At 31.9% G+C, this 13,271-nt stretch carries 15 protein-coding genes; 6 read left to right on the top strand and 9 right to left on the bottom strand.

Annotated elements, in window-relative coordinates; all coding sequences use genetic code 11:
* Positions 1-78 precede the first annotated feature (78 nt).
* The gene (locus TX50_RS00770; protein WP_011131786.1) at positions 79-1,032 is read left to right on the top strand and encodes a LysR family transcriptional regulator; all 954 of its coding nucleotides are present in this window, start codon (positions 79-81) and stop codon (positions 1,030-1,032) included.
* Here TX50_RS00770 and TX50_RS00765 read toward each other — a convergent pair.
* Positions 1,029-1,646, bottom strand: coding sequence for a DUF3172 domain-containing protein (locus TX50_RS00765; RefSeq protein ID WP_011131785.1), 618 nt, complete (start codon positions 1,644-1,646; stop codon positions 1,029-1,031). The genes TX50_RS00770 and TX50_RS00765 overlap by 4 nt on opposite strands.
* Positions 1,643-1,990, bottom strand: a complete 348-nt coding sequence (ndhM, locus tag TX50_RS00760; RefSeq protein WP_011131784.1) for an NAD(P)H-quinone oxidoreductase subunit M — start codon at positions 1,988-1,990, stop codon at positions 1,643-1,645. The genes TX50_RS00765 and ndhM overlap by 4 nt, the downstream gene beginning before the upstream one ends.
* Positions 1,991-2,080: 90 nt before the next feature.
* Here ndhM and pds point away from each other — a divergent pair, with 90 nt between their 5' ends.
* Both pds and TX50_RS00750 read left to right on the top strand, forming a co-directional pair.
* Positions 2,081-3,502 (top strand): 15-cis-phytoene desaturase, encoded by a 1,422-nt coding sequence (pds, locus tag TX50_RS00755; RefSeq protein WP_011131783.1) that lies wholly within the window; start codon positions 2,081-2,083, stop codon positions 3,500-3,502.
* Positions 3,503-3,521: 19 nt separating this feature from the next.
* A complete protein-coding gene (locus TX50_RS00750) occupies positions 3,522-4,430 on the top strand; it encodes a phytoene synthase (protein WP_011131782.1) in 909 nt (302 codons plus the stop codon).
* Here the strand turns inward: TX50_RS00750 and TX50_RS00745 are convergent, their stop codons facing one another.
* Both TX50_RS00745 and TX50_RS00740 read right to left on the bottom strand, forming a co-directional pair.
* On the bottom strand, positions 4,431-4,850 hold the full coding sequence (locus tag TX50_RS00745; protein WP_011131781.1) for an RNA-binding protein: 420 nt from the start codon (positions 4,848-4,850) through the stop codon (positions 4,431-4,433).
* 58 nt (positions 4,851-4,908) lie between these two features.
* Positions 4,909-6,156: a CCA tRNA nucleotidyltransferase gene (locus TX50_RS00740; RefSeq protein ID WP_011131780.1), complete on the bottom strand. Its 1,248-nt coding sequence runs from the start codon at positions 6,154-6,156 to the stop codon at positions 4,909-4,911.
* Between TX50_RS00740 and TX50_RS00735 the strand changes: the two genes are divergently transcribed.
* Positions 6,143-6,394, top strand: a complete 252-nt coding sequence (locus tag TX50_RS00735) for a Ycf34 family protein (protein WP_011131779.1) — start codon at positions 6,143-6,145, stop codon at positions 6,392-6,394. The two genes, TX50_RS00740 and TX50_RS00735, sit on opposite strands and share 14 nt — an antisense overlap.
* A 6-nt stretch (positions 6,395-6,400) precedes the next feature.
* The gene (locus TX50_RS00730; RefSeq protein WP_011131778.1) at positions 6,401-7,051 is read left to right on the top strand and encodes a hypothetical protein; all 651 of its coding nucleotides are present in this window, start codon (positions 6,401-6,403) and stop codon (positions 7,049-7,051) included.
* Between the two features lie 4 nt (positions 7,052-7,055).
* On the opposite strand, the gene TX50_RS00725 is transcribed toward TX50_RS00730, so the two are convergent.
* The 5 genes from TX50_RS00725 to rpaB are packed head-to-tail and all read right to left on the bottom strand — an operon-like array spanning position 7,056 to position 11,800.
* A complete protein-coding gene (locus tag TX50_RS00725) occupies positions 7,056-7,676 on the bottom strand; it encodes a lysophospholipid acyltransferase family protein (RefSeq protein WP_011131777.1) in 621 nt (206 codons plus the stop codon).
* A 4-nt stretch (positions 7,677-7,680) separates the two neighbouring features.
* Positions 7,681-8,577, bottom strand: a complete 897-nt coding sequence (gene fabD / locus TX50_RS00720; RefSeq protein ID WP_011131776.1) for an ACP S-malonyltransferase — start codon at positions 8,575-8,577, stop codon at positions 7,681-7,683.
* Between the two features lie 14 nt (positions 8,578-8,591).
* The gene (locus TX50_RS00715; RefSeq protein WP_011131775.1) at positions 8,592-9,599 is read right to left on the bottom strand and encodes a beta-ketoacyl-ACP synthase III; all 1,008 of its coding nucleotides are present in this window, start codon (positions 9,597-9,599) and stop codon (positions 8,592-8,594) included.
* Positions 9,600-9,652: 53 nt separating this feature from the next.
* Positions 9,653-11,053, bottom strand: a complete 1,401-nt coding sequence (gene plsX / locus TX50_RS00710) for a phosphate acyltransferase PlsX (RefSeq protein WP_011131774.1) — start codon at positions 11,051-11,053, stop codon at positions 9,653-9,655.
* Positions 11,054-11,800, bottom strand: a complete 747-nt coding sequence (gene rpaB, locus TX50_RS00705; protein WP_011131773.1) for a response regulator transcription factor RpaB — start codon at positions 11,798-11,800, stop codon at positions 11,054-11,056.
* 106 nt (positions 11,801-11,906) lie between these two features.
* Between rpaB and radA the strand changes: the two genes are divergently transcribed.
* On the top strand, positions 11,907-13,259 hold the full coding sequence (radA, locus tag TX50_RS00700) for a DNA repair protein RadA (RefSeq protein ID WP_011131772.1): 1,353 nt from the start codon (positions 11,907-11,909) through the stop codon (positions 13,257-13,259).
* Positions 13,260-13,271 lie beyond the last annotated feature (12 nt).

Raw genomic sequence — 13,271 nt, 5'->3', positions numbered from 1 at the left:
TCAAAATACAAGTTTTTCATCATTAACAATAATACCCTTAGGTATTAGAATTAAAGTTAAATTGTAGGCATAAAAATAATGCCAGAATTACCGTTTACTCTTGACCAATTAAGAATATTAAAAGCTATTGCAGCTCAAGGAAGTTTTAAAAAGGCTGCTGATTTACTTTATGTGACTCAACCAGCTGTCAGTTTGCAAATTCAAAATTTAGAAAAACAACTTGAAATAACAATTTTTGATAGAGGTGGTAGAAAAGCACTTTTAACGGAAGGAGGTAAGCTTTTACTTGAATATTGCGAAAGAATACTTAATCAATGTGATGAGGCTTGCAAAGCTATTGAAGACTTAAATAGTTTAAAAGGCGGAACACTCATAATTGGAGCTAGTCAAACTACCGGTACCTACTTAATGCCAAGAATGATAGGGCTTTTTCGTCAAAAATATCCTGATGTATCTGTCCAACTACAAGTTCACAGTACTAGAAGAACAGGTTGGAGCGTTGCTAATGGTCAAATTGATTTAGCAATAATTGGAGGTCAATTACCAAGCGATCTAGAAAACTTGTTACAAGTAATTCCATATGCAACTGATGAATTAGCTCTTGTATTACCACCAAAACACCCACTTGCAAACAAGAAAGAATTGATGAAAGAAGATTTATACAAACTAAATTTCGTCACATTAGATTCTCAATCAACAACCAGAAAAGTTGTTGATAAACTTTTAAAGGATTCTGGTCTTGATATTCAAAGATTAAAAATAGAAATGGAGTTAAATTCTCTTGAAGCAATTAAAAATGCAGTTCAATCTGGTCTTGGTGTTTCTTTTTTACCTGTTGTTTCTATTGAGAGAGAATTAACAGGTGGGTCAATTCACAAACCCCACCTAGCTGATTTAGAGGTAAAAAGGGAGTTAAAATTAATTACAAATCCATCAAGATACACATCTAGAGCATCAGAAGTTTTTAAAAAATATATATTGCCTCAATTTGCAAGCTCTGAGAGCCCATTAAGGCAAGTTAACTCAATCTAAAATTGAATAGCTTCCTTATTGATTCCCACCCCTCCATCTTCAGCTTGTCCATCTCCTTTGATAATGAATTTGTTCTCATTTACATCAGTCTGATACACACACTTAACAATAGGCTTATCTCTTATTGAACCTATGTAAGCAAAAGTATTCATTCTTTGCTTACATTCTCTAACATCCTCATTACTTATAGCTCCTTGTTTTTGTAACACTGTCCAATTTTCCCTTCGAATAACGCAGCCAGGTTGCAGTGCCGGTTGTGTTACGAAACTAGTTGAAGGATTAAGTGTTGTATACATTTCTACATCAATCACAAAAGCACTTGCTCCCCATTGCCTACAAAATTCAGGGTCTGGAACGGCCATATCTAATTGCTGTTGACTAGCTATATTACCTTGCCCTCCATCTGTTGTACTGGTAATGGCGCTCCCTATACCTACCCCTAGTATCAAAACGCCAGCAAGTACAGCAATCGTTCCGGTGCTGAAATTATTTTTTTGTCCAGAGTTAGAAGGTGATATACGTCTATCCCGCTGTATATAGTTATCGCGATCCCTTGAGGAGTAGGAATTTTTGCCAGGGTCTCTTCTTGGACCTCTATTAGGATATTTATTCACAGTACTTCTTTAGTCTTAGGTAAACCCATTGAATAATTCATGACTCTACATTCGGGGTTATAGCTTAGTAATCCATTTTGAAGCAAATATTTGATTAAACCTTCAATTTCTGATCCTATTTTACGAAGTTCATAGTCATCTAAACTTTTTCCGGCTCTTTCTTGAACAAGTTCAGTAAATCTTTGATTTACTTTTTTTAAGGAGTCTTCATTCCAAATGAATTCATTATCAGGATCTAAGTCGAGAGTTAATTTATTAGGATGGAATACTAAATCGTTATTAATCACATCAGCAGTAAAAATTCTTACATGCCTAGTGGTTGACTTTAAAAGCATTTTTTCCATAATTCTGAAAAATAATCAACAAAAAAAACATTTATGTCTTAACTTTAGGATAGCTTCTTAGTAAGTGTTAACTATTTTTTTGATTTTATAATGCGTGTTGTAATTGCAGGTGCAGGTTTAGCAGGTTTATCTTGCGCTAAATATCTTGTTGACAATGGCCACATACCCATAGTTTTAGAAGCCAGAGATGTACTTGGCGGTAAGGTCGCTGCTTGGAAAGACGAAGATGGAGATTGGTACGAGACAGGTTTACACATATTTTTTGGCGCTTATCCAAATATGCTCCAACTTTTCAAAGAATTAGACATAGAAGACAGACTTCAATGGAAAAGTCATTCAATGATTTTCAATCAACCTTCTGAGCCTGGTACTTACAGTAGATTTGATTTCCCTGACATACCTGCCCCTGCAAATGGAGTAACAGCAATTCTTAGTAACAATGACATGCTTTCATGGAATGAAAAGATTTTATTTGGCTTAGGTTTAGTTCCTGCAATGTTGAGAGGCCAGAAATATCTTGATAAATGTGATTCAAAATCATGGACAGAATGGTTAAAAGAACACAATATTCCTGAGAGAGTTAATGATGAAGTATTTATCGCTATGAGTAAAGCGCTTAATTTTATTGGACCTGATGAAATCTCATCAACAGTTTTATTAACAGCACTTAATAGATTTTTACAAGAAAAAAACGGCTCAAAAATGGCTTTCCTTGATGGGGCTCCACCAGAAAGACTTTGCCAACCAATGGTGGATTATATAACAGAGAGAGGAGGCGAGGTTCATATGAATAGTCCTCTAAGAAAAATAGACCTAAATGAGGATAGCACTGTAAAAAGCTTTACAATTGCCCCTTTAGACTCAGATGAAAAGAAAAAAGTGATTACAGCAGATGCCTACGTTAGTGCAATGCCTGTAGATCTTTTTAAACTAATAATTCCGGACCAATGGAAAGGTATAAATGCATTCTCAAAACTAGATGGTTTAATTGGAGTACCTGTAATTAATATTCATCTATGGTTTGATAAAAAATTAACGGATATTGATCACTTATTATTTAGTAGATCTCCTCTTCTAAGTGTTTATGCAGATATGAGTATTACTTGTAAGGAATATGAGGATCCAAATAGATCAATGCTTGAATTAGTTTTTGCTCCTGCAAAAGAATGGATTAATAGAAGTGATCAAGATATAGTCGATGCAACAATGGAAGAACTCAAAAAGTTATTTCCAACCCATTTTATTGGGGATGACAAAACTAAACTAAGAAAGTTTAAAGTTGTAAAAACACCCAGATCTGTATATAAAGCAGTCCCTGGATGTCAAGAATTCAGACCTAGTCAAAGATCTCCAATAAAAAACTTTTTTTTAGCAGGTGACTATACAATGCAAAAATATCTTGCTTCTATGGAGGGAGCTGTTTTAAGTGGTAAATTATGCGCAGAAACTATCAATAAAGAATATTCCAAAACATCAAATATTGTTTCACGAGAAACATCTAAAATAAATTAAACCTCAAAAAAAAATTTTTTTGAAAAATTCATTATCCCAACTTAATAAAGCATATGAAATATGCCAAAAAGAAACTCAAAAATGGGCTAAAACTTTTTATTTAGGAACACTTTTATTACCGTACGAAAAAAGAAAAGCGATTTGGGCGATTTACGTTTGGTGCAGGAGAACTGATGAAATAATGGATAGTATTGAAGCTTCAACCAAGACAACTGAAGAACTTTCCGATAATTTAAATGAATGGGAAGAAAACACAAGAAATGTTTTCAAAGGAAAAATACAAACAGAATTAGATGCTGTTCTTTTCGATACTATAGAAAAATTTCCACAGAATATAGAACCATATTTAGATATGATTGAGGGGCAGAGAATGGATCTTGAAAAATTTAGATACAAAAGTTTTTCTGAATTACAGCTTTACTGTTATCGCGTCGCAGGGACAGTGGGATTAATGACTCAGAATGTAATGGGCATAGACAGTGCTTATACATCAGCCCCCTGGAGCAACATGCCTGACTCATCAGAATCAGCAATAGCTCTAGGAATAGCAAATCAACTTACCAACATTTTAAGAGATGTTGGAGAAGATAGACAAAGAGGTCGAATATATTTACCCCAAGATGACATGAATAAATTTAATTATTCTGAAGAAGAGTTATTAAAAGGAGTAATAAATAATCAGTGGAAAATGCTTATGAATTTCCAATTAATAAGAGCTCGGGATTGGTTTAAAAAATCTGAAGATGGTATTAAGTGGTTATCCGCAGATGCAAGATGGCCTGTCTGGACATCTTTACGCCTTTACAGAGGAATATTAGATTCTATTGAAAGATTAGATTATGATGTATTTAATAATAGAGCTTATGTAAAGAATTCAGTAAAAGCGTTTGAAATACCAATATCTTATTTGATCTCAAGGATCAAATAGCTAAGCAGGGGCTTTCTGATTAGCTAACAAATCTTTTAATTTTGAAAGTTCGCCAGCCCATCTTGGATCTGGGGCTTCAAGATTAGGGGCATCACTATGAACAATCTTCTTAAAATCTTTCCTCTTTTTATTTTTATTAGAGCCCAAACTATTTCTCTTGTGTGAGGAAGAATCTTTCTTTTCTGAAAGTTCAACTCTCAATTTGGAGCCATTAAATTCAAAACCATTAAGCTTTTCGATTATTAAATTTGCATTTTGTTCATTATTTGTTGTAGCAAAACCAAATCCTCTACATTCTTTTGTTTCTTTATCTAAAACAGCTTTAAATCTAATAGAATCAGTTACTGATTTTAAAAAACTATCAAATTCTTTTGGATTAAATACTTGTGGTAAATTGCCAATGTAAATACGAATGCTCATAAATTTTTAGAAAATAATTTGAAGTCTGAACTTTAAACAAAAACTAAGCTATGTGTATTTAATCACATTTTGGCGCATTTTGTTGAATCCATTGCTTTCCTTTATATATAGCTTCATCAAAATTATTCAATCTATTATATGCAAGCTCCATAGAAAGATAATTAATGACCTTTCCTAAAATAGGTCCATCTTGGATTTTTAAATATTTTTTTAAAACGTTCCCTTTTATTAAATTCGACGGATGAAATAATTTATCATCTTTATCTCGCCATCTAGCGAGCCAATTTACATAAAATGATTTTGGCAAAAAAAGAATAAAAGATGGAAGAATAGTTTCTAATTCCTGATGTAAATCAAATCTTTCTTTCTCATTAAATTCATAAATATTTTGCACCTTCAATAAAAGATTCCATTTTCTTAATAGCCTAATTTTTGAAATTTCAGATTTGCTAAATTTTAAATTTTTCAAAGAAAATTCGTCTAAAATTTGAACAAGATAAAATAATGGTAAAAATTTTTCCTTTTCAAATTTATTAAATTCTTCAAAATTAATTTTTTCTAAATCAAGAAATATCAAATTTTTTTCTGACTGTATATAATCAAAAATTTTAAATTTATTTATTAAGATTATCGCCTGCGATGCTTTCCCCCCCCTTATTATTCGCTGTATTTCATAATTAATTCTTTCATTAGCAACAAGTCTTAATTGATTTTTATAAGTTTTAATAAAATCTATTAAAGTTACATCAACATTAAAATCTAATTCAGAAATAAAACGAAAGCATCTTAAGATTCTTAATGGATCATCCAATAAGTTCTGCTTTGAATTAGTTCTCAAAAAAGCAAGTTGTAGATCTTTAATTCCATTTGATGGATCAATGAGAAGTTTTTCTTCAAAAGAAAAAGCAATAGCATTAATAGAAAAATCTCGACTTAATAAATCAATATCAATAGAAGGAGAAATTTGAGAAGCGATATCAATTGAGATATGTTTAAAAATAATTCTTACTACATCTCTTGCCTCATCAAGAATAATAAATTTACCTTCAAATTTATCTGCAATTTTCTTACCAACATTAATTGCATTTTTTGGAACTAAAATATCAACATCAATTACAGAATTTAATCTTCCTAAAATTAAATCTCTTATATATCCACCTACTAAAAAAGATCCAGAAGGTAAAGAAGATAAAATAAAATCCCAATTATAAGATTTTATACTTCTTTCTATTTCATTAATTATTAGTGTATGATCAATGAAAATATGATTTTTAAGATCTTCTTTCTTGATTATGTGCATTTGCATTAACTGTAAATTAGTTGATAGATGTATGACCTATCATGATGTCGAAAAAAATCATGGTGTTGAGCATATTTGTGATATTCCTAATTTTAAACCAATAAAACCTTACATTCACGTAAGTATAATCAAAGATTTAAATGGCGATTCTAAAATTGACTGGGATGTACAATCTTGTTCAAGTTTTTCAGAAGAATCTGGTAAGTGGTCTAAATGTAGGCCAGGTTTAGAGTTACCTATTTAAAGGTAAATGCCTTACGAAGTAACAAACCATAATAAATTAACCTTAGCAATTCACAGTACTGATGACTCTTTTGGCTTCGCTTACAGAGAAAATAAAAACTCTTTATCTGAAAACTTTTTTACAAAAAAATTTGAGAAAGATTTATGTAATAATTTAATAGTTGATTTTTCAAATTTTATTACAAAAGAAAATTTAAAAAGAATTAATAAAATATCTGTAAGTATTGGGCCATCAAACTTTAATGCTTCCAGACAAATAATTGTATTGGCGAGAACTCTCGCTCAGCAAATAAATTGCTCATTAGATAGTTTTAGTTCTTTTGAATTGATGGCAAAAAGAATTGCCACGCAAAATAATATCTATATCGATAAAAATTCATTTTGGATTTTCAAAAAATTAAAAAGAAGAGGATATATTGCAGGAAAATATGAAGTATGCATTTCTGAAAAAGCAAACAAAAACATCACTATCAAAGAAAAAATTATTCCAAAAATTTTTGAAGAATTAACAGATACAGAGTCTTCTTATCAAGCTGAATATTCTGACATAGAAGATTTAAAAGAACTATTGAATTTATCTAATAAAAATTCACAACATTCAAGTTCTAATACTTGGGAAAAAGTTTTGCCATTATATCCAATATCCCCAATTAACTGATCATTCAATCAAGCATATTATTTATAGACTCCTGCAAATGATATGTTACTTTACCTAAATCGTCTTTTGATGCGCCTTTAGGGGGATTAATCGGTTTCCCAACTTTAATAACTATTTTTGTGAAAAATGGAATAAAAAACTTTAATCTAACTAATCTATTTGAATTAATAATTGCAACTGGTAATAACATTTTTTGATTTTTAAAAGATAAAAGAGCTGCTCCTTGTTTTGGCTTATTTACGCGACCATCTTTTTGTCGAGTACCATCAATAAATATACCAATACTATTATTATTTAATAATTTTTCACATGCAGTTTTAATAGTCGTTTTATCTACTATGCCTCTCTTTACAGGATAAGCTCCACATGATTTTATTATAAACCCAAGTAAGGGGATTCTAAAAAGTTCTGACTTGGCCATAAAAGATATATTCCGACCAATAGCATGACCTAGTAAAGGAGGATCAAGTAGGGAACCGTGATTAGATACCATTATGAAAGCACCCTTCTGAGGAATGTTTTCTCTACCAATTAACTTGCCTCGAAATATCAATTTATAAATCGGTAAAATAATTATTTGACTTACCAATTTATAAATTAATTTTTGATAAAAATAACTTTTCATTAAATCAATATTTAATTTGATCTGCAGAAGATACTTGAGAAATTTTTACATCCTTTAAATGCCTTTTACCTAGACCACCAAGGACATTAGATGGGCCAATTTCTACCATTTGAAGAATACTATTCTCTTTCATTAAATCCATAGTTTGACGCCATCTAACACCATTACACATTTGATTTTTAAACCTAACCTTCAGATCATTTGGATTATTACATAGTGATGGATGAGAATTACTTATAACGGGCATAGAAGGCTGATTAAATTCTAGAGTGTCTAAATATTTTGAAAATTGAAATGATGATTCTTTCATGAATGGTGAATGAAAAGCACCCGAAACATTTAATTTAAGGAATCTTTTTGCTTTAATTCGTTTTGAAATATTATCTAAAGCTTTTTCGCTTCCTGATAGAACAACTTGAGAAGAGCTATTGTCATTCGCTATTACAAGATCGTCAATCTCTTCTACCAGTAAATCTAATTGATCTCTATCAAAACTTATTAATGCTGCCATAGATCCCTTTGCGGCATCTGCCATTAATCCAGATCTAACTTTTATAAGTTGTACACAATCTTCAAAAGACAAAACATCAGCACAATATAAAGCCGTAATTTCACCTAAACTATGTCCAGCGATATAGGTTGGTTTAAAGCCATTTTCTTTTAAAGAGTCTAATAATACTGATTCCACTAGAAAAAGACAAATTTGAGTGTTCTTTGTATTATTTAAATCATCAGAAAGATTTTTCTTATCAGAATTTAGTTCACAAATTTCAAATAAATTTCTCTCGAATACTTCGGAGGCATAATTAAACCTAAATTTTGCATTTGGCAAATCTATAACTTTATTTGCCATACCAATTTTTTGTGAACCCTGACCAGGGAATACCCATGCGACTGTCATAATAAAACTTTTATTTAACCCCATCGAATAAGGGCTGCACCCCAACTTAACCCAGCACCAAAACCACTTGTGGCAATAATATCATTTTCTTTAATTTTCTTATTTCTTATAGCCTCATCTAGCATTAAAGGAATTGTTGCCGCTGAAGTGTTTCCATAGTTACTTAAATTACTGAGAATCTTTTCTGTTGAAACATTTAGCCTTTCTCCAACAGAATCTAATATTCTTTGATTTGCTTGATGTAATAAAAGCCAATTAATTTTTTCAGAATTGAAATTTGTTTTTTTAAATAAATTATCAATAATTAATGGTACCTCTCTAACCGCAAATTTATATACTTCTTGTCCATTCATCTTAATTGAGGAAAACCCCCCACTGGAAAAATTAATATCATTAATAATTAGATCTTGATTATTTTGAGATGGAAGATTTAAGAAAGAACCTCTTTGACCATCTGTCCTCATACTAAAGCCAAGTAAATTATCTAATTCATTTGTTCCTTCGATTGCTATTGCACCCGCTCCGTCCCCGAATAAAATGCAACTTCTTCTATCATTCCAATCTACATAACTTGAAAGTTGATCTGAGCCTATTACTACAGCTCTTTTATAACTACCTGCTTTTAAAAATTGAGTAGCTGTTATTGCCGCAAATAAGAAACCACTGCAAGCAGCTGTCAAATCAAAAGCAACAGCATTAATTGCGCCTAGTTTTGACTGAATTTCAGGAGCAGAACCAAATAGATCATTTGGAGTTGATGTAGCTAATATTATTAGATCAATTGTTTCAATATCCCATCTAGCCATCTCAATTGCTCCCAATGCTGCCTTGTAACCCATTTCGCTAACATTTTCTGATAATCCAGAAATTCTTCTCTGAGAAATACCTGTTCTAGATTTTATCCATTCATCACTAGTCTCTACCTTCTTACTAATTTCCTGATTCGTCAGGATTTGATTTGGTACGTAACTTCCACTTCCTTTAAATGAGACTCCAATTTGATTTAAATTTATTCCTTCCAAAAGAGTTATCTATTTACTTATATAAGTCAAACACAAATCTGACAAAATATGTTTTAAGAATTTAAAACTTGAAGCTTTTGAAGTTGATTTAAATTTTCCATAACATTATGATTTACAGCAGAGTGAGCCAAACGCAGAGCACTTACTACTGATAAAGACTTACTACTACCATGGCCAATTACACAAATACCATTTACCCCAAGCAACAATGCTCCTCCATGTTCAGCATGATCTAACCTTTTCTTTATTCTTAGTAAATTACTTTTTAAAAATGCAGAACCAACCTTTCCCCTTCTTCCTCTAGGCAGTTCGGATCTCAAAATATCTAATAGAACCCCTCCAACTGACTCAAGAAATTTAAGTAATATATTTCCTGTAAAACCATCACAAACGACCACATCAAAATCACCCGATAAAACATCTCTTCCTTCACAATTACCCCCAAAATTAAAACTTTTTTCATTGGATAGTAATTCAAATGTTTTTATAGATAAATCATTCCCTTTACATTCTTCTTCGCCGATATTTAATAAGCCAATTCGTGGTTTTTCTATTTGTAAAACATCTTTGGCATAAACATTACCAAGAAGTGCAAATTGATGAAGATAAGAGGGCTTACAATCAGTATTTGCTCCGACATCAAGAACTAATACAGGTCGAGTTTGATCTCTAGTTGGGAATAACGCTCCTATTGCAGGTCGTTCGATTCCTTTCAATCTCCCTATCCTAAATATTGCAGAGGCCATAAGAGCTCCTGAGTTGCCTGCCGAATAAACAGCTTTTGCCTTATTAGTTTTAACCAAATCCATAGCAACATTTATACTCGCATCTTTTCTTTTTCGTACTGCTGTTGCTTCTTCATTCATCCCTATAGGATCTCCACTATCTATTAATTCAAGACGATTATTATCAATTTCTTTTTCTAACAAATCTATTAGACCAACTCTTTCTGCTTCATATCTAACTTTTTCAATTTTGCCTACAAACTTTATATTTATAGGAAATCTACTGATAGCACCGAGACAGCCTTCCAAAATGGGCACAGGTGCATAATCTCCCCCCATACCATCAACTGCGATCCAAATCCTCTCAGAATTTGGTACCTCTTCTTTACTTATTAAATTATCACTATTTTGTAACCTTTTTAAAGGGTCAAAAACTAATGGCTGCAGTGTATTTTTTGCAATTGAACTAGCACTAGAAACTACATTACTAGCAGTGTTAACAACTGATTCAGCACTAGAAACTACATTACCTGCTACATTACCCGCAACATTACTTGCAGTACTTACAACAGAACCAGCACCAGAAACCACGTTGCCCGCGACATTACTTGCAGTTACAGCAGAATTAGCCGCTGTATCAACTATTGAAGTCACAGCAGAATTTCTTTTATACCAAATAACTAATCTTCTTATAGCTCTAGACTTTTTAATAGAAGAATCTTTTTCCATCTATTTACCGTCAAATGGAGATATATCAACTATCCTTTGAAACAGATATCCTGTACCTCTTGCTGTAAGAATTAATTCAGGATTTGCAGGATCAGCCTCCAATTTCGATCTTAATCTAGATATATGAACGTCAACTACTCTCGTATCTACATGTCTTTCAGGTGTATAGCCCCAAACTTCTTTCAAAATCTCTCCTCGACTAAATGGTTCTCCTGATCTACTGACTAAAAGTTCTAAAAGACTAAATTCCATGCCTGTTAACCTGATTCTTTCATCACTTTTAAAAACTTGTCTTCGATTTGTATCAATTTTAATATCTGTAACCAAAATTAAACCTGAATTTGGCATTCCAGGAAGTTGCTCTTTATCTATTCGTCTTAATACACACCTAATCCTAGCTTCTAATTCTTTTGGACTAAAGGGTTTAACCACATAATCATCAGCGCCTAATTCTAATCCTGTAATTCTATCTGCTACATCCCCTAATGCGGTAAGCATCACAATAGGTACGTCTGAGTCTTTTCTTAATTCTTGACACACTCCATATCCATCTAATTTTGGCATCATTACATCAAGTACAACCAAGTCAGGATCGTAATCTTTAAACAATTTTAGTGCTTCTTTACCATCACAAGCAGTTACCACTTTGTAACCAATCATTGAGAGACGAGTCTCGAGAATTCTTCTAATGCTTGCCTCGTCATCTGCGACAAGTATTGTTTCTTTTGTTTGACTAGATACAGCCATTTGTTTCTATTAGCTAATCAGTAAGAGAATTTATCTTTTACCCAATCTAACTTGTAGAGGGGCAAAATCCCAAACATCTTAGTTCCTGAATCTAATCAAAAATTAAATGTCTAATAAATTTTCGACTTTTATTTGTCAAAATTGCGGATCTGAGACTTCTCAATACTTCGGAAGATGCTTAAATTGTAATGAATGGAATACCATCGTTGAAGAAAGAAAAAACACTAGATCTAAAATAACTAGTGTTAATAAAAATAAAAAATCTAAGCTGTTTAATGAAATAGAAATAGGTAATATATCAAGATTTACGAGTGGTTTTAAAGAGTTTGACAGAGTACTAGGTGGTGGTATAGTTCCGGGATCTATAGTTTTACTTGGAGGAGAACCAGGAATTGGTAAAAGTACCATAGTGCTTCAATCAGCAGGGAAAATATCCCTTAATGAAAAAGTTTTATACATCACTGCAGAAGAATCTTTAGAACAAGTAAAAATAAGATGGGAAAGATTAAATCAAAGCAGCCTCGATTTAAAAATTTATGCAGAAACTAATTTATCTTTAATTATCGAAGAGATTAAAAAAATAAAACCTGGTTTTGCGATTATTGATAGTATCCAAGCTATTAATAATGATGAGATGGAAAGTTCTCCAGGATCTGTTTCCCAAGTAAGGACTTGTTCATCTGAACTTCAGAATCTTGCTAAAGAAAATAATATAGCCCTTTTGATAATAGGTCACGTTACGAAAGATGGAGCTCTTGCCGGTCCAAAAACTTTAGAACATTTAGTAGATGTGGTACTCAATTTTGAAGGAGATAATATTGCCTCCCATAGATTACTAAGAAGTGTAAAAAATAGATTTGGATCAACTTTTGAAATTGGAATTTTTGAAATGTTAGAAAATGGTTTAAGAGAAGTTATTAACCCTAGTTCAATATTCACAAATAAAGAAAATATAGCCGGCGTCACAACCACTATCACTAATGAAGGATCGAGACCATTTGCAGTTGATATTCAAGCTTTAGTAAATAAGACTTTCTACAATAACCCAAGACGAACAACAACTGGAATGAGCATAAATAGATTACATCAAATATTAGCAGTGATTGAAAAACATGTTGGGATTAAATTATCAGAATATGACTGCTATATAGCTACAGGAGGTGGCTTTGAAATAAATGACCCATCTTCAGATTTAGGAGTTGCCATATCAATCTTATCAAGCTTAAAAAATATTCCACCATTGATAAATTGTGCATTTATTGGCGAATTAGGTTTAAGCGGTCAGGTAAGGCAGGCAAGTAATATTAGAGCCAAAATTGATGAGGCTATTAGGCTTGGTATTAAAAATATTTTACTACCTAAAATTACTAGTGAAATTAAAGATAGTTTTCAAAAATTCATACAAATTAAAGAAATTTCAAATATAAATGAAGCTATTAATTATGCATTGAACGAGTAAATCTATACAAAT

Source organism: Prochlorococcus marinus subsp. pastoris str. CCMP1986 (genome assembly GCF_000011465.1).
Taxonomy (GTDB): Bacteria; Cyanobacteriota; Cyanobacteriia; order PCC-6307; family Cyanobiaceae; genus Prochlorococcus_A; species Prochlorococcus_A pastoris.
The sequence above is the reverse complement of the archived record's forward strand: the minus strand, read 5'-3'. Positions and strand labels throughout refer to the sequence as shown.

Coding starts and splice junctions, on each gene's coding strand:
- TX50_RS00770 (WP_011131786.1), top strand. CDS start 79: ATGCCAGAATTACCGTTTACTCTTGACCAATTAAGAATATTAAAAGCT.
- ndhM (WP_011131784.1), bottom strand. CDS start 1,990: ATGGAAAAAATGCTTTTAAAGTCAACCACTAGGCATGTAAGAATTTTT.
- pds (WP_011131783.1), top strand. CDS start 2,081: ATGCGTGTTGTAATTGCAGGTGCAGGTTTAGCAGGTTTATCTTGCGCT.
- TX50_RS00745 (WP_011131781.1), bottom strand. CDS start 4,850: ATGAGCATTCGTATTTACATTGGCAATTTACCACAAGTATTTAATCCA.
- TX50_RS00735 (WP_011131779.1), top strand. CDS start 6,143: ATGTGCATTTGCATTAACTGTAAATTAGTTGATAGATGTATGACCTAT.
- TX50_RS00740 (WP_011131780.1), bottom strand. CDS start 6,156: ATGCAAATGCACATAATCAAGAAAGAAGATCTTAAAAATCATATTTTC.
- TX50_RS00730 (WP_011131778.1), top strand. CDS start 6,401: ATGCCTTACGAAGTAACAAACCATAATAAATTAACCTTAGCAATTCAC.
- TX50_RS00725 (WP_011131777.1), bottom strand. CDS start 7,676: ATGAAAAGTTATTTTTATCAAAAATTAATTTATAAATTGGTAAGTCAA.
- fabD (WP_011131776.1), bottom strand. CDS start 8,577: ATGACAGTCGCATGGGTATTCCCTGGTCAGGGTTCACAAAAAATTGGT.
- plsX (WP_011131774.1), bottom strand. CDS start 11,053: ATGGAAAAAGATTCTTCTATTAAAAAGTCTAGAGCTATAAGAAGATTA.
- rpaB (WP_011131773.1), bottom strand. CDS start 11,800: ATGGCTGTATCTAGTCAAACAAAAGAAACAATACTTGTCGCAGATGAC.
- radA (WP_011131772.1), top strand. CDS start 11,907: ATGTCTAATAAATTTTCGACTTTTATTTGTCAAAATTGCGGATCTGAG.